At 70.0% G+C, this 23,909-nt stretch carries 19 protein-coding genes; 8 read left to right on the forward strand and 11 right to left on the reverse strand.

Translation table 11 applies throughout. From position 1 onward, the window contains the following. Positions 1–3 precede the first annotated feature (3 nt). The 3 genes from ubiA to VPH43_RS17310 all read right to left on the reverse strand — a co-directional run bounded on the left by ubiA (position 4) and on the right by VPH43_RS17310 (position 3,124). Positions 4–885, reverse strand: a complete 882-nt coding sequence (gene ubiA, locus VPH43_RS17300) for a 4-hydroxybenzoate octaprenyltransferase (protein WP_328578972.1) — start codon at positions 883–885, stop codon at positions 4–6. A gap of 20 nt (positions 886–905) precedes the next feature. Beyond that, positions 906–1,358 carry a DUF2214 family protein gene (locus VPH43_RS17305; RefSeq protein WP_328578973.1) on the reverse strand — a complete coding sequence of 151 codons (453 nt, stop codon included), beginning with the start codon at positions 1,356–1,358 and terminating at the stop codon, positions 906–908. Between the two features lie 134 nt (positions 1,359–1,492). Continuing rightward, positions 1,493–3,124 (reverse strand): peptide chain release factor 3, encoded by a 1,632-nt coding sequence (locus VPH43_RS17310; RefSeq protein WP_328578974.1) that lies wholly within the window; start codon positions 3,122–3,124, stop codon positions 1,493–1,495. Between the two features lie 101 nt (positions 3,125–3,225). On the opposite strand from VPH43_RS17310, the gene VPH43_RS17315 reads away from it, so the two are divergent. Beyond that, complete coding sequence (locus VPH43_RS17315) at positions 3,226–5,109, forward strand: SagB/ThcOx family dehydrogenase (protein WP_328578975.1); 1,884 nt, start codon at positions 3,226–3,228, stop codon at positions 5,107–5,109. Between the two features lie 10 nt (positions 5,110–5,119). On the opposite strand, the gene VPH43_RS17320 is transcribed toward VPH43_RS17315, so the two are convergent. From VPH43_RS17320 to recG, 6 genes are all read right to left on the reverse strand, one after another. Continuing rightward, positions 5,120–5,746: a DJ-1/PfpI family protein gene (locus VPH43_RS17320; RefSeq protein WP_328578976.1), complete on the reverse strand. Its 627-nt coding sequence runs from the start codon at positions 5,744–5,746 to the stop codon at positions 5,120–5,122. Between the two features lie 7 nt (positions 5,747–5,753). Continuing rightward, positions 5,754–6,236, reverse strand: coding sequence for a Dps family protein (locus VPH43_RS17325; RefSeq protein ID WP_328578977.1), 483 nt, complete (start codon positions 6,234–6,236; stop codon positions 5,754–5,756). A gap of 82 nt (positions 6,237–6,318) precedes the next feature. Then, positions 6,319–7,776 carry a catalase gene (locus VPH43_RS17330; RefSeq protein WP_328578978.1) on the reverse strand — a complete coding sequence of 486 codons (1,458 nt, stop codon included), beginning with the start codon at positions 7,774–7,776 and terminating at the stop codon, positions 6,319–6,321. A gap of 147 nt (positions 7,777–7,923) precedes the next feature. Beyond that, positions 7,924–8,847, reverse strand: a complete 924-nt coding sequence (locus VPH43_RS17335) for a LysR substrate-binding domain-containing protein (RefSeq protein ID WP_328578979.1) — start codon at positions 8,845–8,847, stop codon at positions 7,924–7,926. 187 nt (positions 8,848–9,034) lie between these two features. Beyond that, positions 9,035–10,615 (reverse strand): M4 family metallopeptidase, encoded by a 1,581-nt coding sequence (locus VPH43_RS17340; protein ID WP_328578980.1) that lies wholly within the window; start codon positions 10,613–10,615, stop codon positions 9,035–9,037. Positions 10,616–10,901: 286 nt separating this feature from the next. After that, positions 10,902–12,965 (reverse strand): ATP-dependent DNA helicase RecG, encoded by a 2,064-nt coding sequence (recG, locus tag VPH43_RS17345; RefSeq protein ID WP_328578981.1) that lies wholly within the window; start codon positions 12,963–12,965, stop codon positions 10,902–10,904. Positions 12,966–13,015: 50 nt separating this feature from the next. On the opposite strand from recG, the gene queA reads away from it, so the two are divergent. From queA to VPH43_RS17375, 6 genes are all read left to right on the forward strand, one after another. Beyond that, complete coding sequence (gene queA / locus VPH43_RS17350; RefSeq protein ID WP_328578982.1) at positions 13,016–14,068, forward strand: tRNA preQ1(34) S-adenosylmethionine ribosyltransferase-isomerase QueA; 1,053 nt, start codon at positions 13,016–13,018, stop codon at positions 14,066–14,068. Between the two features lie 45 nt (positions 14,069–14,113). Continuing rightward, positions 14,114–14,539 carry a hypothetical protein gene (locus VPH43_RS17355; protein ID WP_328578983.1) on the forward strand — a complete coding sequence of 142 codons (426 nt, stop codon included), beginning with the start codon at positions 14,114–14,116 and terminating at the stop codon, positions 14,537–14,539. Beyond that, on the forward strand, positions 14,532–15,083 hold the full coding sequence (locus VPH43_RS17360) for a hypothetical protein (RefSeq protein ID WP_328578984.1): 552 nt from the start codon (positions 14,532–14,534) through the stop codon (positions 15,081–15,083). The genes VPH43_RS17355 and VPH43_RS17360 overlap by 8 nt, the downstream gene beginning before the upstream one ends. After that, entirely contained in the window at positions 15,076–15,996 is a 921-nt protein-coding gene (gene sigJ, locus VPH43_RS17365; RefSeq protein WP_328578985.1) for an RNA polymerase sigma factor SigJ, read from the forward strand. Before VPH43_RS17360 ends, sigJ begins: the two co-directional genes overlap by 8 nt. 370 nt (positions 15,997–16,366) lie before the next feature. Then, the gene (locus VPH43_RS17370) at positions 16,367–18,013 is read left to right on the forward strand and encodes a hypothetical protein (protein WP_328578986.1); all 1,647 of its coding nucleotides are present in this window, start codon (positions 16,367–16,369) and stop codon (positions 18,011–18,013) included. Between the two features lie 79 nt (positions 18,014–18,092). Continuing rightward, positions 18,093–20,483, forward strand: coding sequence for an ATP-binding protein (locus VPH43_RS17375; RefSeq protein ID WP_328578987.1), 2,391 nt, complete (start codon positions 18,093–18,095; stop codon positions 20,481–20,483). A 2-nt stretch (positions 20,484–20,485) separates the two neighbouring features. Here the strand turns inward: VPH43_RS17375 and VPH43_RS17380 are convergent, their stop codons facing one another. Beyond that, positions 20,486–21,139 carry a response regulator transcription factor gene (locus VPH43_RS17380; protein ID WP_328578988.1) on the reverse strand — a complete coding sequence of 218 codons (654 nt, stop codon included), beginning with the start codon at positions 21,137–21,139 and terminating at the stop codon, positions 20,486–20,488. Positions 21,140–21,147: 8 nt separating this feature from the next. Then, positions 21,148–22,665: an acid phosphatase gene (gene acpA, locus VPH43_RS17385; RefSeq protein WP_328578989.1), complete on the reverse strand. Its 1,518-nt coding sequence runs from the start codon at positions 22,663–22,665 to the stop codon at positions 21,148–21,150. Between the two features lie 175 nt (positions 22,666–22,840). On the opposite strand from acpA, the gene VPH43_RS17390 reads away from it, so the two are divergent. Further along, positions 22,841–23,884 carry an HD-GYP domain-containing protein gene (locus VPH43_RS17390; protein WP_328578990.1) on the forward strand — a complete coding sequence of 348 codons (1,044 nt, stop codon included), beginning with the start codon at positions 22,841–22,843 and terminating at the stop codon, positions 23,882–23,884. The last annotated feature ends 25 nt before the right edge of the window (positions 23,885–23,909 follow it).

A 23,909-nucleotide genomic window follows, 5' to 3' on the forward strand; every position in this document is an offset into this window, starting at 1 on the left:
CGCTCAGCCGCGCAGCAGGAAGTCCAGTACGATGCCGGCGAACACCGCGAAGCCCACCCAGTGGTTGAGTCGGAAGGAGCGGAAGCAGCCGTCCCGGCTGCGCTCGCGGATCAGGGTGAAGTGCCACACCGCCTGCGCCACGCCGGCCACGATGCCGGCGACGAAGGCCGCGCCCAGGCCCTGGCTTAAGCCCAGCGCCAGCCAGAACGCAAAGTAAAGCCCGTAGAAGCCCATCACCGCGGCCACGTCGAAGCGGCCCAGCGTGAGCGCGGAAGTCTTGATGCCGATGCGGATGTCGTCGTCGCGGTCCACCATCGCGTAAGCGGTGTCGTAGGCCAGCACCCAGAACAGGTTGCCGATGAGCAGCCACCACGCCAAGGCCGGCACACGCGACTGCACGGCCGCAAACGCCATCGGAATGCCGAAGCTGAAGGCTACGCCCAGCACCGCCTGCGGCATCGACAAAAAGCGCTTGGTGAACGGATAGACGAGGGCCACGGCCAGCGCCGCGAAGGACCAGCCGATGGTGGCCGCATTGGTGGTGAGCACCAGGCCGAAGGCCACCAGCGCCAGCACCGCGCCCAACGCCAGCGCCTCTTTCACCGACACCGCGCCGCTGGTCACAGGCCGCTGCGCGGTGCGCTTGACGTGGCGGTCGAACTCGCGGTCGGCCACGTCGTTCACGCAGCAGCCGGCGCTGCGCATCAGCACCGTGCCCAGCGTGAACACCGCCAAAAGGTGCCAGCCCGGAAAGCCGTGCGCGGCCAGCCACAGCGCAGAGAGCGTGGGCCACAGCAGCAGCAGCCAGCCGGCCGGGCGATCCCAGCGGATGAGGTTCAGGTAGTTCTGCAGGCGAGACGGGGCGGGGGCGGCAGACGCGGTCATTCCGCTAGTCTAGGGCGCCACTACATGCCCACACCCTTGGCCATCAGCGACGCGCACAGCAGGAGCGGCACCAGCAGCACGATCTCTGCATTCAGGCTGCTTGAGATCATCCGATGCTGCGTGTCGGTGACCTGCGGCGCCCGACCGGCCTTGAGGTCCGGCCCCCACTTCAGGAAGCGGATGGTCGGATAGACGGACAGCAGGCCGATCAGGATGAATAGCGTGAGCTTGGCGTGGAACAAGGGCGACTGCGCATAGAAGGACCAGCCCTTCTCGAACAAGGCGGCGCGCGTGAAACCCGCCACCAGCAGGGCGGCCGCAAACACGCCGTACCAGCGATCGGCCAATACGAGGCGGCGCGCCTCCCGCGCGGTGAGGTTGCGGCTGTAAGTGAACCACTCGAAGAACAAGGTGGCCGCGATGCCGAAGGCGGCCACGAAGTGGGCGTAGGCGACGAGGGCGTTGGCAAGCACCGGCAGCTCCGAAGTTGAGTCGGTGCTGACTGTGCCGCGGCACGGCGCCTGCCGCCGCCCTGTTGCGACGAACTGCCGATGCCCGGCGTGAAACGTCGTTGGTGCGCCGCCACCGTGGGCGGCGCTTCCCTCGGTCAGATCTGCTTCTGGAACACCAGGCCCGCATGCTCACGCATCGCGTGGAAGCGGATCTTGGGCCAGTTGTCCTGCATGGCGCGCAGCTCGCCGGCGTATTCGAGCATCACGCAAGGCGCGTCCACCGCGTCCAGCGCGACGCGGTGGGCGTTGCCGTCGATGTAGCGCTTGAGCTCCTTTTCGTCGGCCGCCGGGCCGTCGCCGGTCTCGGCGGTGACCCAGCGCGCCACGGTGTAGCGCGCCGGCTGGATGCGCGCCTTCACGCCGTATTCATGCTCCAGCCGGTGCGCCACCACTTCGAACTGCAGCTGGCCCACCGCGCCCAGCAGCAGCATGCTGGCCGCCACCGGGCGGAAGACCTGGATCGCGCCCTCTTCGCCCAGCTGGGTGAGGCCGGCGCGCAGTTGCTTGGTCTTCAGCGGGTCGGCCACCTCCACGGTGCGGAACATCTCGGGCGCGAAGAACGGCAGCCCGGTGAACTGCAGCGCTTCGCCCTCGGTGAGCGTGTCGCCCAGCTGCAGCACGCCGTGGTTCGGGATGCCGATGATGTCGCCGGCAAACGCCTCGTCCAGCAGCTCGCGCCGCTGCGAGAGAAAGCTCACCACCGTGTTGGGCCGCAGCTCCTTGCCGGAGCGCACCACCTTCAGCCGCATGCCGCGTTCGAAGTGGCCGGAGGCCACGCGCACGAAGGCGATGCGGTCGCGGTGCGCCGGGTCCATGTTGGCCTGGATCTTGAACACCACGCCGGTGAACTTGGGCTCCTCCGGCTTCACCTCACGCTGGATGGAAGGGCGCACGCCGGGGGGCGGTGCGAGGTCCACCAGCGCGTCCAGCACCTCCTGCACGCCGAAGTTGTTGATCGCCGAGCCGAAGAACATCGGCGTCTGCTGGCCCGCGAGGAACTGCGCTTCGTCGAATGACGGGGAGGCATCGCGCACCAGCTCGATCTCATTCTTGGCCTGCTCGTACTGCAGGCCAAAGCGCTGCGCGTAGATCGGGTTGTCCAGGCCCTGCAGCATCTCGTCGTCGTTGTGCGCGCGGTCCTCGCCCGGGCTGAACACCCGCATGCGCTCTTCGCGCAGGTCGAGCACGCCGTGGAAGGCCTTGCCCATGCCCACCGGCCAGGTGAAGGGCACCACGCTCATGCCGAGTTCGCGCTCGATCTCGTCCATCAGTGCCAGCGGCTCCTGCACCTCGCGGTCCATCTTGTTCACGAAGGTGAGGATGGGCGTGTTGCGCGCGCGGCAGACCTGCAGCAGGCGCCGGGTCTGCGGCTCCACGCCGTTGGCCGCATCAATCACCATCAGCGCCGCGTCCACCGCGGTCAGCACGCGGTAGGTGTCTTCCGAGAAGTCCTGGTGGCCCGGGGTGTCCAGCAGGTTGATGACGCAGTCGCGGTACTCCATCTGCATCACGCTGGAGGCCACCGAGATGCCGCGCTGCTTCTCGATCTCCATCCAGTCGGACGTGGCATGGCGGCTCGCCTTGCGACCCTTCACCGCGCCGGCGATCTGAATGGCGCCGGAGAACAGCAGCAGCTTCTCGGTCAGCGTGGTCTTGCCCGCGTCCGGGTGGGAAATGATGGCGAAGGTGCGCCGGCGGCGCACCTGGGTGGGGATGTCGGCGGACATGGAAGCGAAGGCCCTGCGCCGCGGTGGCGGCAGGTGGGGCGACGGGGTGGGAACCCTCTATTATCGACGGACCCCCCGGCCCGTTGCCGGGGCGGTTGCATGTGAACAAGCTGTTCTGGGTCATGCTGCCGCTGCTGGCCGCCTTCGCGTGGCTGGGGCAGCGCTGGCTGCGCGGGCGGGCGCCTTCGCGCCATGCCATGAACGTTGGCATCAGCCTGTTGCTGATGGCCTATGTGCTCGCCACCGCGGGGCTGGGCCTGTTCTGGATCGCCAACCAGCAGCTGCCGGTGTTCGACTGGCACTACCTGTTCGGCTACGGCACCTTGCTGCTGGTGGTCGTGCACCTGGCATTCAACTTCCGCGTCGTCTGGCGTTTCCTACGCGGGCCGCGGGCGGCGGCGGTTCCCGCATCGCCCGCGCGGCGCGGCTTGCTCGCGGGGCTGGGCGCGCTGCTGGCGGGCGCGCTGGGCATTGCGCTGGGGCTGCGGCACGGCCGCAGCGAGGTGCGCATCGAGGCGGCGGCGGGCCCGTACGCCGCGCCGGCGGCTGGTGCCCTGGCGGCGGTGGAGCGGCTCCACGAGTTCTCCTCGCATTCGCGCGCGGGAGTCATGCTGCGGGCGCCCAGCGTCGATTGGGGGGCACCGCCCGTCGCCTTCAAGCGCTACCCCGATGCCATGCGAGTGGCCCTGCCCGGGCCTCGCATGGCGCGGGGCCGGGCCGTCACGGAACTCGGTGGCCTGGGCGCCGTGCTCTGGCATACCGCCGGCGTGAGCGCCGAACAGGGTGGGTTGAAACTGCGCGCGTCGCCCTCGTCGGGCGCCTTGTTCGCCACCGAGCTGTATGTCGCAGGCGACGGTGTGCAGGGCCTGGCACCCGGGCTGTGGCACTACGACGCGCTGGGCCACGCGCTCGAACGAAGCGCGCCGGCCGATCGCGCCGCTGCACTGATGGCGGCTGCGGCTGCGCCCGGGCGGCCGGTGGCGCTGGTGGTGGCCACCGCAGTGTTCCGCCGCACCGGGCAAAAGTACCGCGACCGGAGCTACCGCTACGAATGGGCGGACCTCGGGCATGCACTCGAGAACCTGCGGCTGGCGGCGTCGGCGGTCGGTGGATTCGCCCGGCTGCTGCCGGCGTTCGACGAGACCGAGGCGGGCGCCGCGCTGGGACTCGACAACGCGCAAGAGGGTGTGCTCGCGCTGGTGGCGCTGTATGCCGGCGCACCGCCGAAGGCGGCCGTGCAAACCCAGCCCTTGTGGCAGCCGGTCGCGCTGTCGCCCACGCTGGGCGGCTTGCCCCTGGGCGTGACGGCGGCCGCGCATGCATTCACCGCATTGCGCGCCGCCTCGGCCGGTGGGCAACCCGCACGCGAGCCTGCCGCCTCGGCGGCGGCGGTGCCGACGCAGCCCGCCAGTGCGTTGCTGCCTCGCCTGCCACCGCTGCGGCAGGATGCGCTGGGCTTGATCGCCACGCGCCGATCCAGGCGCCGCTTTGCCGCCGAGCCACTGCCGCTGGAAGCGCTGGCCGCGGTGTTGCAGCGCATGGTGCTGGGCGAGGCGCCCTTGTTGTCCGACGCGACACGCGTGTACGTGGTGGCGCACGCGGTGGCCGGCCTGCCCGCGGGCGCCTACCGCTACCGGGCCGAGGCCCAGGCGCTGCGGCCCACCCGCGCGCCGGCGCTGCTGCGGGACACGGCCCGCGCGGCGGCCCTGGACCAGGATGTGATCGGCGATGCGGCGGCGGTCTGCGTCATCGCGCTGGACCGCGCGGCGCTGGCGGCCGACCCCCTGGGGCCGGGGCGCGCTTACCGCCATGCGTTCATCGAGGCCGGGCTGCAGGGCGAACGCCTGTACCTGGAGGCCGAGGCGCGCGGCCTGGCGGCCTGCGCCGTGGGTGCGTTCTACGACGACGAGGCGGCCCGGCTCGTTGCGCTGGACCCGGCACAAGAATGGGTGCTGCACTTCGCGGCGCTGGGGCCGCGGGCGTGACCGTGCGCTATCAGGCCGGCGTGGAGAGGAAGGGCTTGACCACGCCCATCACCTGCTCCACGTAGGCCTGTTTCTGGCCCACCGGCGCCACGTAGTGCAGCGCCTTCTCCGCCGCCTCGGTGCCGGCCTTGCGTGCCATCAGCCAGGCGGCCAGGTACACCGACGACATGCAGCCGCCGGAGGTGGCCACCGGCCCGCGTGCGTGGAAGGGCTCGTCCAGCACCAGCACGCCGGCTTCCACCAGCCAGGGTTTGGTGGTGAGGTCGGTGCAGGCGGGCATGGTGCCCAGCAGGCCCAGCCGCGCCATCAACAGGGTGCCCGAGCATTGGCCGCCGATCAGCTGGCGCAGCGGGTCGATCTGCAGCCGGTCCAGCAGGGCGCTGTTCTCCGCGATGGCGCGGGTGTAGATGCCGCTGCCGAAGATCACCGCATCGGCTTCGTTGGCGAACTCCAGCGGCTGCTGGGCGGTGACGGTGACGCCGTTCATCGACGTCACCTGCGCCGAGGGGCTGGTGATCTCGGCGCTCCAGCCCTCCGCACGCAGGCGGTTGATCAGGCCCAGCGCAATGAACGAATCGAGTTCGTTGAAGCCGTCGAAGGTGAGGATGGCGACGCGGGTGGAGGAGGTGGTGGCCATGGGCCGCTCATTCTTCCAGCAGCGACCTCAACATCCAAGCAGTTTGTTCATGCACCGTCAGGCGCTGCGTGAGCAGGTCGGCGGTGGGTTCGTCGCTGGCCTTGTCGGCCAGGGGGAAGATGCCGCGCGCGGTGCGGGCCACCGCCTCGTGGCCCTCGACCAGGATGCGCACCATGTCCATCGCTTTCGGCGGGGTGGCCGGTGCGTCCTTCAGTGAAGTGAGGCTGCCGAACTGCTGGTAGGAGCCTGGTGCGGCGTGGCCCAGCGAGCGGATGCGTTCGGCGATCGGGTCCACCGCGTTCCACAGCTCGGTGTACTGCGTCATGAACATGGTGTGCAGGGTGTTGAACATCGGCCCCGTCACGTTCCAGTGGAAGTTGTGGGTCGTGAGGTAGAGCGTGTAGGTGTCGGCCAGCAGCCGGCTCAGGCCCTGCGTGATCGCGCTGCGGTCGTCTTCGGAAATGCCGATGTTGATCGGGGTCTTGTTCATCAGAGGCTCCTTGCACGGGGTTGCGGACGACTGTAGCGGCAAGCGCCGGCCCTGCCCGGTGCAGGGCCGGCGCGGCCCGGGGTTACACCGGCGTGGCGACGCCCAGGCGGGCCAGCGCCGCCCGTACCCCTTGCCCGTAGGCCGGGTCGGCGCGGTCGAAGTGGGCGAGCTGGCGCTGGATGATCTCCGGCGACACGCTGTGGATGGCGCCGGCGATGTTGTCCACCAGGTTCTGCTTTTCCTGCGCGGGCAGCAGGCGGTACAGGTTGCCGGCCTGGGTGAAATCGTCCTCTTCGGCGCGGGCGTCGTAGCGCGCCGCGGGGCCGCTCAGCGCCAGCGCCGGCTCGCCATGCCCCAGCCCTTGCGGCTGGGTGCCGCGGGCATCGACTGGTGCGTAGTTGCGCTCGGCCCCGGGGTTGTCGAACGCCATCGCACCGTCGCGCTGCTGGTGATGGAAGGGGCAGCGTGGCCGGTTCACCGGCAGCTGCTGGTGGTTGGTGCCCACGCGGTAGAGCTGCGCATCGTGGTACGCGAAGAGGCGCCCCTGCAGCATCTTGTCGGGCGAGTAGCCGAGGCCCGGCACCACGTTGGCCGGCGAGAAGGCCACCTGCTCCACCTCGGCGTGGTAGTTGTCGGGGTTGCGGTTGAGCTCCAGCACGCCCACCGGGATGCGCGGGAAGTCCGCATGCGGCCACACCTTGGTCAGGTCGAAGGGGTTGAAAGCCACCTGTGCGGCCTGCGCTTCGGTCATCACCTGGATGTAGACGCTCCAGCGCGGGAAGTTGCCGCTGGCAATGGCGTTGAAGAGATCGCGCTGGGCGTGGTCGGGGTCGGTGCCGGCCAGGCGCACGGCCTCGGCAGCCGACAGGTTCTTGATGCCCTGCTGCGTCTTGAAGTGCCACTTCACCCACACGCGCTCGCCGGCGTCGTTGATCAGGCTGAAGGTGTGGCTGCCAAAGCCGTCCATGTGGCGATAACCGTCGGGCGTGCCGCGGTCGCTGAACAGCATGGTCACCTGGTGCAGCGACTCGGGCGCGCGGCTCCAGAAGTCCCACATCGCGGTGGGCGACTTCAGGTTGGTCTGCGGGTCGCGCTTTTGCGTGTGCACGAAGTCGGGGAACTTGATCGGGTCCTTGATGAAGAACATCGGCGTGTTGTTGCCGGCCAGGTCCCAGTTGCCTTCTTCGGTGTAGAAGCGGACGGCAAAGCCGCGCGGATCACGCTCCGTATCGGCCGAGCCGCGCTCGCCGCCCACGGTGGAAAAGCGCACGAAGGTCTCGGTCGTCTTGCCGATCGCGTTGAACAGCTTGGCCTTGGTGAAACGCGTGATGTCGTGCGTGACCGTGAAGCTGCCGTAGGCGCCCGAGCCCTTGGCATGCACCACCCGCTCGGGAATGCGCTCCCGGTTGAAGTGCTGCAGCTTCTCGATCAGGTGGAAGTCCTGCAGCAGCAGCGGGCCGCGCGGGCCGGCGCTGAGAGAGTTCTGGTTGTCGGCGACCGGGATGCCGGAAGCGGTGGTCAGGCGGGGCGGGGTGGACATCGGGCGGCTCCTTGTAGGTGTGCCTGAAGTCTCGCCTCGGGCGATAGCTTCGTCTAATTGAAGACGGCTACTTCATTGATAGGGGCAACGAAGAGCCCTGATCCGCGGCCTGGCCGATTCGGATTCCCGCCCGGCTGATTCGAATTTCTACTCGGTCAACCGCTTCACACCATCCAGCTTGCAGGCATACACCGCGTTGCGCAGCGCCGCGATCGCTTCATAGCGGGTGAAGGTGCGCCGCCACGCCAGCACCACCCGGCGCGTGGGCACCGGCTCGCTGAACGGGATGTACTGCACCAAGCTGCCCCGCTCCTTGGGCACCGACAACTGCGGCACCACGGTCACGCCCATGCCGGAGGCCACCATGTGCTTGATGGTTTCCAACGACGAACCTTCAAAGCTCTTGCGGATGCCTTCGGCGTCGCTGGAAAAGCGGGCGAACTCCGGGCACACCTCCAGCACATGGTCGCGGAAGCAATGCCCGGTGCCCAGCAGCAGCATCGTCTCCTTCTTGAGTTCCTCGGAGCTGATGCTCTTGCGCTGGGCGAGCGCATGGTTCTTGGGCACCGCGACCATGAAGGGCTCGTCGTACAGCGGCGCGATGGCGAGGCCTGCATCGGGAAACGGCTCGGCCATGATGGCGCAGTCCAGGTCGCCGGTGCGCAGCATCTCCAGCAGCTTGACCGTGAAGTTCTCCTGGAGCATCAGCGGCATCTGCGGCGTCTTCTCGATCGCGTTGCGCACCAGCTCGGGCAGCAGGTAGGGCCCGATGGTGTAGATGATGCCGAGCTTGAGCGCACCATCGAGCGGATCCTTGCCGCGCTTGGCGATCTCCTTGATCGCCTGGGCCTGCTCGATCACCGCCTGGGCCTGGCGCACGATGGCCTCGCCCAGCGGCGTGACGCTCACCTCGTTGGCACCGCGCTCGAAGAGCTTGACGTCCAGCTCCTCTTCCAGCTTCTTGATCGCCACACTGAGCGTGGGCTGCGACACGAAGCAGGCTTCGGCCGCGCGGCCGAAGTGCTTTTCACGCGCAACGGCAACGATGTAGCGGAGTTCGGTGAGCGTCATGGCGGCGGGGTTCCGGGCGCAACGATACCCGACTCCACAAGAAAAAAGCCCGCGTCGGCGGGCCTTCCTCTGGGACAGGCCGCGCAGCGGCCAGGGGCGGTGGTGACAGAACGAGCGAAGCGCGGACGGGTTGCCCGGCCGCGCTTCGAGCCCCCACGGGGGGCGGCCGCCAGACGGCCGGGGGCCGTCAGTTCACGCTGACTGCGCTCCAGGCGGCAGCCACCGCATTGTGCTGGGGCGAGCCGGCACCGAACAGGTCGGCCGCGGCGCTCAGCGTGGCGGCGCGTGCACCGGCGTAGTTGGTGTTGGAGGTCATGTAGACCGACAGCGCGCGATACCAGATCTTCTGCGCGGCATCACGGCCGATGCCACCGGCAGCGGTGTTGCCGTTGCACACCAGCTGGCTGGGCGAGAGGTTGAAGCCCGCGGGCACCACCGCGCCTTCGGCCAGCAGGTAGAAGAAGTGGTTGGCCACGCCCGACGAGTAGTGCACGTCCAGGTTGCCGATGGTGGACGTGTAGCAATCCGGCGAGCGGCCGTCCAGGCTGGGCTTGAACATGTAGCGCAGCGCCTTGGTCGGGTTGGCCTGGCCCGCATTCGACTTGTAGATGCGCTCGCCCACCAGGTAGTTGGGCGTCTGCTTGGCGTTGTTGGCGTAGTACTCCACCATCGCGCCGAAGATGTCCGAATTGCCCTCGTTCAGGCCGCCCGACTCGCCCGAGTAGATCAGCTTGGCGGTGTTGGCGGTCACGCCGTGGCTCATCTCATGGCCGGCGATGTCGATGGCCACCAGCGGCAGCAGGGTCACGCCGTCGCCGTCACCATAGGTCATGCAGAAGCAGCTGTCGTTCCAGAACGCGTTGGCGTAGTTCCTGCCGTAGTGCACGCGCGAGGACGCCGTCTTGCCGGCCCCGTCGATGCCATTGCGGCCGTGCACGGTCTTGTAGTAGTCCCAGGTCAGCGCCATGCCGTAGTGGGCGTCGGCGCCCACGGTGGCCGCGTCGGTGGTGGCGAAGTTGCCCCACACGTTGTCGGTGTCAGTGAAGACCGCGCCCGCACCGAAGCGGCGGTTCTTCATGTTCAGCGTGCTGTTGTTGCTGCGGCTGGGGTCGCGCATCGCAAAGCCGCTGCTGGTGCTGTCGGTGGTGATGCTCACCGCGCCGGACAGCAGCGTGTTGCCGGTGCCATTGGAGGCCGCGGTGTGCACCTCGTCGTAGCGGTCCAGCAGCTGCAGGCTGTGGGCGTCGATGATCAGGTGCAGCACGCTGGGCGTGCCTTCATGGTCGAAGCCCTCGATCGTCACGTCATGGGCCAGCGCGGGTGCCTCCCCGCGTGCATAGATCACGAGGCGGGAGGTGGGGTTGCGCTCGGCCGCGCCGTTGAACAGGCTCTGCGCGTACTGCACCGCGGCCTCGTCGTCGAAGCGGGCGTTCAGGTCCAGCTGCCGCAGCGCGGCGCGCAGGGTGTGGGACGTGCCGCGGAAGGCGCCGCGCGCATCGGAGTGCACCACCAGGTCGCCGCCGATCACATGCAGGCCCTTGAAGCGGCGGTCGAAGCGCACGTGCTCCGCACCGTCGCGGTCCACCACCACGTCGCGGGCGGCAAAGGCGTCGTCCGCGCTGGCGTGCAGGGCGGCGGCCTGGGCCTTGATGTGGGCCAGGGCGCGGGCGACGGCCGGGTGGCTGGCGGAGGCGGGTGCAGCCTGGGCGCTGCCGACCAGGCAGGCGGCCAGCACACCGCTGGCAATGAGAAGTTGGCGAAGTGTCATGAGCGGATTCCCTCTTCTTGGATGGGCCTTGGGCGGCCTCGGCGACATGCCGGTGGCGGCGGGCCGGGTGCACCGGCCGCGGGCCATCGGGTGGACTCCGCACGCGGGCTTCGTGGGCCGCGGCGGTGCGAACCGCAGACTCTAGGGGCCGTCGAGCCTCAGGAGCCCCCCGCCTTAGGGGGGATCACGTTCACGAACTAGGGGGATCGCAAACCCGGTGTTCGTGGCTGCTGCGGCCTCGCGCACAGCGGCGGTTTGCGCCAAGGGGTCAGCGCTATCTGGAGCCTCACGCCTTGAGGTATTCGGCCCGGCCGCCCAGCCAGCGCTGCACATGCGCTTGCGCCAGCGCCGGTTGGCGCTGCAGCAGCGCCGGCGCGGCACGGCGCGCCTGCTCCAGCAGGGCGGCGTCTTCGTTCAGGTCGGCAAAGCGCAGCAGCGGCGCGCCCGACTGGCGTGCGCCCATGAATTCACCGGGGCCGCGGATGTCGAGGTCCCGGCGCGCAATCTCGAAGCCGTCGTTGGTGTCCACCATGGCCTTCAGGCGCGCCTTGCCGGTGTCGGACAAGGGCGAGGTGTACAGCAGCACGCACACGCTGGCCACCGCGCCACGGCCCACGCGCCCGCGCAGCTGGTGCAGCTGCGACAGGCCAAAGCGCTCGGCATGCTCGATCACCATGAGGCTGGCGTTGGGCACGTCCACGCCCACCTCGATCACGGTGGTGGCCACCAGCACCTGCATCTGCCCGCCGGCAAACTGAGCCATCACGGCGGCCTTCTCCGCCGCCGGCATGCGGCCATGCAGCAGGCCCACGCTGTGGCCCGGCAACGCCTCGCACAGCAGCCGGTGCGTCTCCGTGGCGTTCTGCAGGTCCAGCGTCTCCGATTCCTCGATCAGCGGACACACCCAGTAGACCTGCCGGCCCTTGGCCGCTTCGTCGCGGATGCGCGCGATCACCTGCTCGCGCTTGCTGTCGGCAAACACCTTGGTCAGCACCGGCGTGCGGCCGGGCGGCAGCTCGTCGATGGTGCTCACATCCAGGTCGGCAAAGTAGGTCATCGCCAAGGTGCGCGGGATGGGCGTGGCGCTCATCATCAGCAGGTGCGGCTCCATGCCGACCAGGCTCTTGCGCTTGAGCTGCAGGCGCTGGGCCACACCGAAGCGGTGCTGCTCGTCCACGATGGCCAAGCCCAGGCGGGCGAACTGCACGTCGTCCTGGATCACCGCATGCGTGCCCACCACCAGGGCGGCTTCGCCCGAGGCCACGCGCGCCACCATTTGCGTGCGGGCCTTGCCCTTGCGGCTGCCGGTGAGCCAGGCCACGCCGATGCCCAGCGGCTCCAGCCATTGCACCAGCTTGCGGAAATGCTGCTCGGCCAGGATCTCGGTGGGCGCCATGAGCGCGCACTGCCAGCCGGCGTCCATGGCCACCGCCGCGGCCAGCGCCGCCACCACCGTCTTGCCGGCGCCCACGTCGCCCTGCAGCAGCCGGTGCATCGGCCGGTCGCGCTGCAGGTCGGTGGCGATCTCCTCGGCCACCCGGCGCTGTGCCGCCGTCAACTGGAACGGCAATGCGGCGAGCAGGCGCTCGTGCAGGCCGCCGGACATGGTCGCCAGCGGCGGCGCGCGCAGGGCCGCGCGCTCCTGCTGGGCCTGCAGCTGCGACAGCTGTTGCGCCAGCAGCTCCTCGAACTTCAGCCGCTGCCAGGCCGGGTGCGTTTGGTCCTGCAGCGTGGCCAGCGCCACATCAGGCCGCGGGTGATGCAGGAAATGCAGTGCCTCGCGCAGGCTGGGCAGGCCCGGCGGCACGCTGGCCGGCGGCAGCAGCTCGTCCAGCGGCGCGCGCTGCAGCGCCGAGGCCACCGCCTTGCGCAGGTAGGCCTGCGGCAGCTGTGCGCTGGTGGGGTACACAGGCGTCAGCGCGTCGGCCAGCGGCGTGCCTTCGGCCACCGGCTTGCACACCGGGTGCACCATCTCGCGGCCGAAAAAACCGCCGCGCAATTCACCCCGCACCCGCACCCGCGTGCCGGGCGCCAGCTGCTTCTGCTGCGAAGGGTAGAAATTCAGGAAGCGCAGCACCAGCTCGTCGCTGCCATCGTCCAGCCGCGCCACCAGCTGGCGACGCGGGCGGAACTCCACCCGGCAGTCGCGCACGATGCCTTCGCATTGCACCGTCTGGCCTTCATGCGCATCGGCGATGCGCGTCAGGCGCGTCTCGTCCTCGTAGCGCATCGGCAGGTGCAGCGCGAGGTCGATGTCGCGCAGCAGGCCGAGCTTGTCCATGGCCTTCTGCGGGCCGGACTTCTCCTTCCTGGCGGGTGATTCGGCGGCGATGGCGGCGGCCTCGGGCATGAAACAATTCTGCCCTTGCCCGTTCTTCAGGCCGGTACAGCCTGCATGCCATGACTGCCTACACCCTGAGCGACTTCGATTTCGCTCTGCCGCCCGAGCTCATCGCCCAGCATCCCGCCGCCGAACGCAGCGCCTCGCGCCTGCTGGACGGCACCGGCACGCAGCCGGTGGACCGCGTGTTCCGCGACCTGCGCTCATTGATGAACCCGGGCGACCTGCTGGTCTTCAACGACACCCGTGTGATCAAGGCCCGCCTGTTTGGCGCCAAGGACACCGGCGGCGCGGTGGAGGCGCTGGTCGAGCGCGTGCTGCCCGGCCACGAGGTGCTCGCGCACCTGCGCGCCAGCAAGTCGCCGCGCGCCGGCCAGCGCGTGCGTTTTGCGGAGGCCTTCGACGCCGAGGTGATGGGCCGCGAAGGGCCGGACGGGTCGCTCTTTCGCCTGCGCTTGCCCTCCGAGCCGCTGGCCCTGCTGGAGGCGCATGGCCATGTGCCGCTGCCGCCCTACATCGCGCATGCGGACGAGGCGGACGACGTGGCGCGTTACCAGACCGTGTTCGCCGCCCGCCCCGGCGCGGTGGCGGCGCCCACTGCGGCACTGCATTTCGACGAGGCGGTGCTGCAGGCCCTGCGCGACCGCGGGGTGCAGATGGCGCAGGTGACGCTGCACGTGGGCGCGGGCACCTTCCAGCCGGTGCGCAGCGAGAACCTGGCCGAGCACCGCATGCACAGCGAATGGTTCGAGGTGCCCGACAGCACCGTCGACGCCGTGGCGGCAGCGCGAGAGCGCGGCGGCCGGGTGATGGCCGTGGGCACCACCACCTTGCGCGCGCTGGAGTCGGCGGCCCGCGACGGCACCCTGCGCGCCGGCGCCCGGGACACCGATCTCTTCATCACGCCGGGCTACCGCTTCAACGTGGTCGAGCGCCTGCTCACCAATTTCCACCTGCCCAAGAGCACCTTGCTGATGCTGGTGAGCGCCTTTTCGGGCTACACCCACCTGCGCGCGCTGTACGCGCATGCGATCGCGCAGCGCTACCGCTTCTTCAGCTACGGCGACGCGATGCTGCTGGACCGGCGCGAGCCGGCCGATGTCACAACCTGAATGGCTGCGTCGTCATGACATCAGTGCCCCTGATGCCATGACACCATGCCCCTCCCTCCCCTTGCGCTGACCCTGCTGCGCGCCGCCCTGGCCGCGGGCCTTGCCGCCAACGGCCTGGCCATGCTGCTGGCGCCGGCCGCCTGGTACCACGCCGTGCCGGGTGTGCCTTTCACCGGGCCGCTGAACACCCATTTCGTGCGCGACATCGGCTGCGCCTACCTGGTGGCCGCCGCCGGGCTGGCCTGGCGTGCCTGGCGCGCTGACGGCGCCGCCGCGGCACTCGCCGGCGCCGCCTTCCTGCTGCTGCACGCCGGTGTGCACCTGGGCGAAACGCTCGCCGGGCTGTGCGGCTGGGCCACGTTCTGGCGTGACGTGCCGGGCGTGGTGCTGCCCGCGCTGCTGGCGGGCGCACTGGCCTGGCCGGCGCGCCCCACTTCACTTCCATCCCCCAGGAGATCTGCCCATGCTTGACTGGTTGATCCGCCGCCGCCTGGCGTCCTTCGAACGCCGCTACGGTTACGACGCACGCTATGCGCACGAGCTGCTGGCCGCCAGCCGCAAGGGCTTTTTCCTCTACGCCCGCGTGAGCGCGATGGCCAACCACCGTGACGGCGTGCCGCGCGACGCCTGGTATGCCGCCAAGGTGGTCGCGGCCCGCAGGGAGGACTGCGGCCCCTGCACCCAGCTGGCGGTGGACATGGCACGCGAAGCCGGCGTCAAGGACCGGCTGCTGAGCGCCGTGCTGCGCGGCGATGTGCAGGCGCTGGATGCCGACAGCGCGCTCGCCGTGCGGTATGCCGAGGCCGCGATCGCGCACGCACCCGACCTGCCCGCGTGGCGCGACCAGGTGGTGCAGCGCTGGGGCGAGCGCGGCCTGGCGTCACTGGCGCTCACCGTCACCGCCATCCGCATGTTCCCGATGCTCAAATACGCGCTCGGCCACGGCCAAGCCTGCCAGCGAGTGCAGGTGGGCGCCGACACCGTGCAGCCCGCCGCCTTGCCCGCCCATGCCTGACGACGCAACCCCGACCCCCACCGCCGATCCGGCCTTCCTGCCGCACTACCGCTACCTGCGTGCGCTGGCCTACCGCATGCTCGGCTCGCGGGCCGAAGCCGAGGACGTGGTGCAGGACGCTTGGCTGCGCTGGCAGGCCGCCGACCGCGCCGGCGTGGAGAACGTGCGCGCCTTCCTGTCGCAGACCGTCACCCACCTCTGCCTGGACCGCCTGCAATCCGCACGCGCACGGCGCGAGCAGTACGTCGGCGTGTGGCTGCCCGAGCCCCTGGTGGACGAGGACTTCCATCCCGGCCCGGAGGTGGCCACCGAATACGCGCAGGAAGTGTCCATGGCCTTCATGCTCGCGCTGGAGCGCCTGAGCCCGCTGGAACGCGCGGCCTTCCTGCTGCACGACGTGTTCGACCTCGATTTCGACGAGGTGGCGCGCCGCCTGCAGCGCAGCCCCGCCTCGGTGCGCCAGCTCGCCAGCCGGGCTCGCCAGCATGTGCGTGCCGAGCATGTGCGCCGCGAGGTGGCGGCCGAAGAAGGCGAGCGCCTGCTGCGCGCCTTTGGCATGGCGCTGGCGCGTGGCGACCTGGACGCACTGGCCCGCACCTTGACCGACGATGCCGAGTTCCTCTCCGATGGCGGCGGCGTGGTGACTGCGGTGCCCAAGCCCCTGCATGGCGCCGAGCGCATCGCCAAGGCGCTGCTCGGCTTCTTCCGCCTGGCCGACTGGAGCCGCACCCGCTTCCAGGAAGTGCGCATCAACGGCCTGCATGGCTGGCTGCTGCACGACCTCAACGGCACGCCGATCCAGACCCTCGCGCTGGAGCCTGCCAGCGACGGGCGCATCGGCCGCATCTACGTGGTGCGCAATCCCCACAAGCTGCAGCACCTGAAGCCGGGTGCCGTTGCCGGGGCCGGCTGACACACGAACACGCCCGCCGACGACTGACCCGGCGCGCGAGGCTGCCTAAGCTGGGTGCCAGGCAATGTCGCCGCAAGCACACAAGGAGATCGCACCATGGGCAAGTACTTCATCGGCTGGCTGCTTGGCGTTCCGGCCATCGTGCTGGTGCTGCTGTACTTTTTCTTCCACTGACACGCGCGCTGCGCGCCGGCTGGGCACGGCGCAGCGGCTTCTTACGCGCTTGGTGTGTCAAATTGTTCACGCACCTTGCGCCCAATGACGGTCACCTCATCCAAACGGACGATGGGCCCGCGTTTGTTGCATTTTGACAATGCGGCTGCGCGCTGCCTCCAGGTAGCGCCTCATCGACATCCCAGCAGAGGTGCACATGCAGAAAATCGACCGTCTTGCCCAGCGTTTTGCGGCGTTGACGCTTCCCCTGGCCCTGGCCGCATGCGGTGGTGGTGGTGGCAGCAGCCCCGCCCCGGCGCCCACGCCACCCGCGCCGCTGGCCCTGAGCATCACGGGCACGGCCGCCACCGGCGCTGCGATCGCTGGCGGCCAGGTGGACGCGAAATGCGCCACCGGCACCGCCAGCGCCACCACCGGCACCGATGGCAGCTTCACCTTGTCCGTCACCGGCGGCAGCCTGCCCTGCGTGATCAAGGTGAGCGCCGGTGCTACTGAGCTGTACTCGCTGGCTGAAGGCAGCGGCACCGAGGTGCACGCCAACGTCACCCCGCTCACCCAGCTGGTGGCCGCGCAGGTGGCCGGGGGTGACCCGGCCGCCCTGTACGCCAGCTTCGACGCCACGGCGCAGGCCAAGGTGACGTCCACCGCCGTGGCGGACGCCATCACGCAGGTGTCCGGTGCCCTGGCCGGCACCGTGGACTTGACCGGCGTGAACCCGCTCACCGCCACCTTCGTGGTGGGCGATGCGCTCGACCAGAAACTCGACGCGCTCGGCGCTGCCCTCACCGCGGCGCAGGTGTCGCTGGCCGACGTGAGCGCCGCACTGACGGCCAACCCGGGCGCACCGGCGCCGGTGGTCACCTTGCTCAAGCCGGCTGCGGCCAGCTGCAGCAGCCTGCGCAGCGGCACCTACCGCGCGCTCAATCCCAACGAAAGCTCTGCGGAGTGGAACGCGCAGCTCATCACCGTGGATGCGGCCGCGCTGACCGTTACGGAGCACGATGGCAACGTCGTGCCGCTGACCGACAAGGGCGGCTGCCTCTTCGAGGCGGGCGGTGGTGCAATGCAGTTCATGGTGTCGCGCTCGGGCATCGCGGTCGTGCGCGACTCGTCGACGACCACTGCGGTGGAAACCGCGGTGGTGCTGCCTGAGCAGAGCATCCCGCTGGCCGACCTGGCGGGCGAGTGGAACGCGGTGCAGTACACCCGCAGCGCCACGGGCCAGCCGCTCAAGCCGGTGGGTGTCACCTTCACGCTGGATGCCACCGGCCATGTCACGGCCGGCAATGATTGCCTGGGCATGGCAGGGTGCACGCCCTGGACTTCCTTGCCTGGCGCATTGCAGGCGGCGGCGGGCGGTGGCTACACCGCCACCTCCGCCACGGCCGGCACGCTGCAGCTGTTCCCGTTCAAGACGGCCGACGGCAAGGTGTCGATGTTCATCATGCCGCCGGCCGGCTTCGGCTTCATCGTGGCGGCCAAGCAGCAGTCGTCGACCCTGCCCGAGGTGGGCGGGGTGACCCGGGTGTGGGACTTCACGATCAATGGCAGCGGCTTCGCCTCCGCGCTGAGCGAGATGGAGTTCACCGTGCTCACCAACGATGCGGCCACCCAGAGCTATACCCGCAGCCGCACCTCGGACGGCCGCATCGATGGCTTCACCATCGAGTCGCCGCGTGCCGGATTGCGCCATCGTGCGGCGGGCACCAGCCAGATCAACACCGGCGCCACCGTGTCGTTCTCGGAGATCATCGCGATGCCCTTGCCCGGCACGGGCATCACGGTGTACACCAGCGTCGCGTCGAACCAGAACTTCTTCGGCGTCTCGGTCGGCAAGCCCTGAACGCAGGGGCTGCTTACCCGGCCAGCCAGGGCGGCTCCTCGAGGGGCCGCCCTTTTTCCATCTTGCCCAAGGCCACCCGATGAGCCGCTTCACCGCAGATCCTTCCCCGCCGGCCGCCTGGCGCCGGCTGCTGTTGCCACTGACCTGCGCCCTGATGCTGGTGGCCTCGCTCGCCTGGGCCCTGTGGCTGGGCAAGGACAGCGACAGCTGGCCGGGCCGCCGCGTCACGCAGGCCCGGGCGTGGGTGGCTCCCGCGGTCGACGTCACGCCGCCTGCTGCGGGCGCAGCGTGGCAGCCGATCGAGCTGCCGGACAACTGGAAGGTCGCGCGCCCGGAAGGCCCCGCCGCGGTGTGGTACCGCGTGCCGCTGGACACCAGCGGCCTGCAGGCGCCTGCGTTGCTGATCGCCCGCCTGGCCACCAGCGGGCAGGTCCTGCTCAACGGCTCGCGCCTGTGGGACGGGCGTGAATCCACGCCGCACGAGGTGCGCAGCTGGAATGCACCGGTGCTGGTGATGCTGCCCCCGGCCCTGCTGCGGCCCGGCGGCAACGAGCTGCTGATCGAGGTGGCCGGGCCGCCGCGCTACCGCGCCGGGCTGTCGCACCTGCAGCTTGGAGAAACCGCCCAGCTCCTCCCGGCGTACCGGGCGCGCGCCTTCTGGCAACGCGATGGGGCGATGCTGTCCAGTGCCATTTCCGCGCTGGCCGGCCTGCTGATGCTGTTCACCTGGCTGCGCATCCGCGACGAGCCGATGTACCTGTTTTTCAGTGCGGCCTCGCTGGTCTGGGCCGCGCGCAACAGCAACCTCTTCCTCGACTCGCTGCCCCTGACGCTGGACCAGTGGGCGGCCGTGGTCTACCTCGGCCACACTTGGTTCAACACCCTGTTCGGCCTGTTCGTGCTGCGCTTCACGCAGATGCGCTGGCGCTGGGTGGAGCGTGCGCTGTGGCTGTACGCGGCCGTCAACACGCTGGCGCTGGTGTCGGGCATGCTGGGCAGCATCGAACAGGCCATGCGCTGGATGGCCGCACCCGCGGTGCCGCTGTACCTGCTGCTGGTGGGCCTGCTGCTGCGAAAAGGCTGGCGTGACCGCAGCACCGAGTCCGCGCTGATGGCGGCCTCGGTGATCACCTACATCGTGCTGTCGCAGCGCGACGGCCTGCTGCTCAACAGCAAGCTGCCGTACGACGGCTTCTACATCTCGCACTACACCGGTGTGCTGATGCTGGTGTCCATCGTCTGGAGCCTGGTGGCGCGCCAGGTGTCATCGCTGCAGGCGGTGGAACGGCTGAACACGGAGCTGGAGCTGCGCGTGGCCGACCGCACCCAGGCATTGCAAGCCGCGAATGCGGCCAAGACGCGCTTCCTCGCTGCCGCGAGCCACGACATCCGCCAGCCTGTGGCCGCCATCGGCCTGATGGTGGGGCTGCTGCGCGAGCAACTGGCCTCACCCGCACTGCGCGGGCTGGTCGACCGGGTTGACGGTGCGGTGGCCTCGCTGGAGACGCTGCTCAAGGGCCTGCTGAACCTGTCGCGGCTCGATTCCGGCACCGTCACCCCGCGCATGGAGCGGGTGGCGTTGCAGGGCTTGTTCGACGCGATCGCGATGCACGAGCACGAGACGGCGCAGCACAAGGGCCTGCGCCTGCGCCTGCGCACCACCCCGCTGGCGGTGCGGTCCGACCCGGTGCTGCTGGAGCAGGTGCTGCGCAATCTGGTGAGCAATGCGGTGCGCTACACCGAGCGCGGCGGTGTGCTGGTCAGCGCGCGCCGGCGCTCGGCCCACCGGGTGCTGCTGCAGGTGTGGGACACCGGCATCGGCATTCCGGCCGAGCACCAGGCGGCGGTGTTCGACGAGTTCGTGCAGCTGGACAACGAGGCGCGCGACCAGGCGCGCGGGCTGGGCCTCGGGCTGGCCATCGTCAAGCGCAGCGTGCGCCTGCTCGGCTGCACGCTGCGCTTGAGTTCGCAGCCCGGCCGCGGCAGCTGCTTCTCGCTCGAGCTGCCGATCGCCGAGGCGCAGCTCGATGCCGCCACCGCGCCGACGCAGGCCTTGCAGCCGCTGGCGGGCCTGAACTTGTGGCTGGTCGAAGACGACGCCGCGGTGCGCGAGGCGCTGCGCCTGCGGCTGCGCCACTGGGGCGCCGATGTTCAGGCCTTCGACGGCGCGCCCACGCTGAAGGCCGCGCTGGCGCAGCCCGGCGGCCCGCGCATCGACCTGCTGCTCACCGATCACCGGCTGCCCGGTGCCAACGGCCTGCAGGTGGTGGCCTGGGTGCGCGAGCGTTTTGGCCCGGTGCCAGCGCTGGTGGTCACCGGCGATACCGCGCCGGAGCAGATCGCGCTGCTGGCCGACAGCGGCATGCCGGTGCTGCACAAGCCCTTCCGCGCCGAGCAGCTGCTGCTGGCCTTGCAATCGGCGCTGCAGGCTGCGCGCCGGCCCGCCCCGGTGGGGGCGCTGAACGCCTGAGCTCAGGCGCTGGGCGGCGCCAGCCCGAGGCGGCGCGCCGCCAGCGCGGCCTGGGTGCGGTTGTTCACACCGAGCTTGCGGAAGATGTCGGCCAGGTGGGTTTTCACCGTCGGCTCGGCCAGCTTGAGCTCCTGGCAGATGCGCTTGTTGGGCGCACCTTCCACGAGCAGCCGCAGCACCTGCACCTGGCGCGGCGACAGGCCGTGCGCCAGGCTGTCGTCCTGCGCCACGCCCGCGGGCGGCGGCAGTGCGCCGCCGGGCAGCACCTCGCGCAGCGCGGTTTCCAGCGCGCTGCCGTTGGCGGTCTTGCAGATGAAGCCCGCGGCGCCCGCCTGCAGCACATCGCGAACGGTGGCCGGGGTGTCGTCGGCCGACAGCACCACGATGCGCAGCTGTGGTGCGGCCTGGCGCAGCCGCTGCAACCCGCCCAGGCCTTTGCTGTCGGGCAGCGCCAGGTCCAGCAGGACCAGGCTCACGTCCGGCGCTTGCTGCAGACAGCCCAGCGCCTGCGCCAGGCTCTCGGCATGCAGCAGTGCCACGCCGGGAAAACGTTGCGCCATCAGCAGCGACAGGCCCTCGCGGACGATCGCGTGGTCGTCCACCAGCAGCACCGTCGCGCTGGCGCCCGGGCTGGCGCTTTCGCGCTGCACAGCCATCCGGGCGCTCATTGCAACGCGTTGGCAAGGTTGCCCACGTTGGCGCGCACACCGGGCAAGGGCTGCAGGCCGAAGCGCTGGGTGATGAACTTGAGGATGGAGGTGGTGTCGTAGGGTGTCTTGTCGATGAAGCCGCGCTTCACGCTGGGGCCGATCAGCAGCGCCGGCACCCGGCTGCCCGGGCCGAAGCGGTCGCCCCAGCCGGGGCCGCTGGGCGGGGGCACGTGGTCCCAGTAGCCGCCGTTTTCGTCGTAGGTGACGATCACCAGCATGTCCTTCCATTGCGGGCTCGCCTGCAGCTGCCGCAGCAGCGCGTCCATGTGGCGGTCGCCGCTTTCGATGTCGGTGTAGGACGGATGCTGGGTGTAGCGCCCGGCCGGTTTGTAGAAGCTCACCGGCGGCAGCGTGCCGGCGGCGATGTCGCGCACGAAGTCGTCGCCGTCCTTCAGGTGCTGCGCGCGGTCGGCGGTGCCGGGGGCGAAGCGGGCGAAGTAGTTGAAGGGCTGGTGGTGCGGCTGGAACATCGGGCTGCCCTCTTCGCGCGCGTAGATCACACGCCGCTTGGTGCCCGCGGGCTGGCGGCCGTCGGCCAGTGCGGCGTTCCAGCCGCCGGCGTACCAGGCCCAGCGCACGCCGGCAGCGCTGAGCGTGTCGCCGATGGTGCGGCTGGTCTGCGGCGGCACCGGCGCTTCGGTGGCCGTGCCGCGGGCGTCGGCCAGGTCAGGTGCACCGGCCGGTGGCTCGATGGCGCTGGGTTGGTAGGGCGGCTGGCTGGTGTTGACCGAATAACCGTCCGGCGTGACCTGGCCGCCGCTGGCGCTCCACACCTGCACCGCGGCTTCGTTGGCCGAGGGGGAGCCGGGTTTTTTCTCGAGGCGGCCGCTGGCGTCCAGGCGCACCCGCATGGTGGCGGGCGCATCCGGATGCGTGGGCGCGCAGGCACACACCAGGTACTGGTGGTTGAGGTAGGAGCCGCCGAAGGCGCCCATGAAGAAGTGGTCCGCCAGCGTGTACTCCTTGGCCCATTGCCACAGCCGCAGCTTGCTGCCGTCGTAGTGGCCCATGGTCCAGCCGCCCACTTGCGACATGGCGGCAAAGCGGTTGTTGAGGCCGCCGTTGATCTGCTCCTGGTGGTGATAGAAGGCGTGGATCGGGCTGGGCACCAGCTGGTCGGTGCGCCGGTTCATCGGCGGCGCGTCGATGCGGAAGGGCGCATTCGGCATGCGCGGAAAGCTGGCGTCGGGCTTGCCGTCGCGCCCGAAGACGAGCAGCTCCTTGAGCGGCTGGCCGTCATGGTCGATCTGGGTCGCCTGCTCGGGCGTGGCGCTGGCCACGCCCTCGGCGCCGGGGAACAGGCCGTACATGTTGTCGAAGCTGTGGTTCTCCGCGTAGATCACCACCACATGGCCGATGCGCTGCATGGCCGGCGTGGGACCGGCAGGCACGGTGGGCTGCTGGGCGCAGGCGCTCAGCAGGGCTGCAGCGGCCAGGGCGCCGCAGCGCCACAAGTTGGCAGGAATCCTCATCTCGCGTACCTCCGCGCCTTGACAAGGCTGCATTGTGAGGCGCTTCATTCAAGTGCCGCCATGCCCGGGCCGATATGACGTTGGCCGGCCGTTGCCGGCGCTGTGCGGGAGTGCACGTGCCATGAAGTTGTTGCCCTTGCAGGATGTGAGAGCCCAGTTGAAGGTGGGATCTCCTTTGCCCTTCAGCATCCGGGATGAGGCGGGCCAGTTGCTGCTGGCGCGTGGCCATGTGGTGGACAGCGACGCATCCCTGGCTGCGCTGCAGGAGCGCGGCGCCACCGTGGACGTGGAGGAAGTGCAGCAGCGCCGTGGCGAAGCGGTGGCCCCGCCGGCGGAAAACTTCCCCGCCCGCTGGCACCAGCTGACCGTGCGTGCAAGCGTGGTGCTGCGCCCGCCGCTGGCCGACGACTTCCTGGACCGCCTGCAGGAGATCCGCGGCCAGATCCTCGGCATGAGCGAGCGCGACCCGGACATGCTGCTGTACCTGGCGCTGCGCACCGCGCGCGACCCCGGCGTGCACTACGGCGTGTTGCATGCCCTGCATGTGGCCACAGTGTGCGCGCTGCTGTCGCGCCGGCTGCACTGGACCGAGGACGCCCGGCTCAGCCTGGTCAGCGCGGCGCTCACGATGAACATGTCCATGGTGGAGCTGCAGTCGCGGCTGGCCGGCTCCACCCAACCGCCCACCCAGGCCCAGCGCGAGGTGATCGACCGCCATGCGGCCGACAGCGTGGCGCTGCTGCGCAAGGCCGGCGTGGACGACGAAGCGTGGCTGCAGACGGTGGAGCAGCACCATCCGGCGGCCGCCGGCACGCCGGACGAACCCGGCGAGGCGGCGCGGCTGCTGCGCCTGGTGGACGCCTACACCACCCGCATCACCGACCGGCCCGACACCATCATTGCCTCGCCCGCCCTGGCCGCGCGCGACCTCTTCGCGCAGCATCGGGGCGACCCCTTTGCCCTGCTGCTGGTGAAGGAGCTGGGCATGTACCCGCCCGGCTGCTTCGTGCGCATCGCCTCGGGCGAAACGGCGGTGGTGCTGCGCCGCGGGCAGAACGCGAATGCGCCCCTGGTGGCCTGCGTGACCAACAAGCGCGGCGACGCCTTGCAACAGCCCACCCGCCGCGACACCGGCCTGCTGCCCGAGCATGCGGTGACGCAGGTGGTGCCGGACAAGGACGTGCGCGTGCGCATGCCCTCCCAACAACTCTATGCCTGAGCCTGCCTGAGGGGTGGGGGACAAT

Source organism: Ideonella sp. BN130291 (assembly GCF_036231905.1).
GTDB lineage: Bacteria > Pseudomonadota > Gammaproteobacteria > Burkholderiales > Burkholderiaceae_C > CAMLIZ01.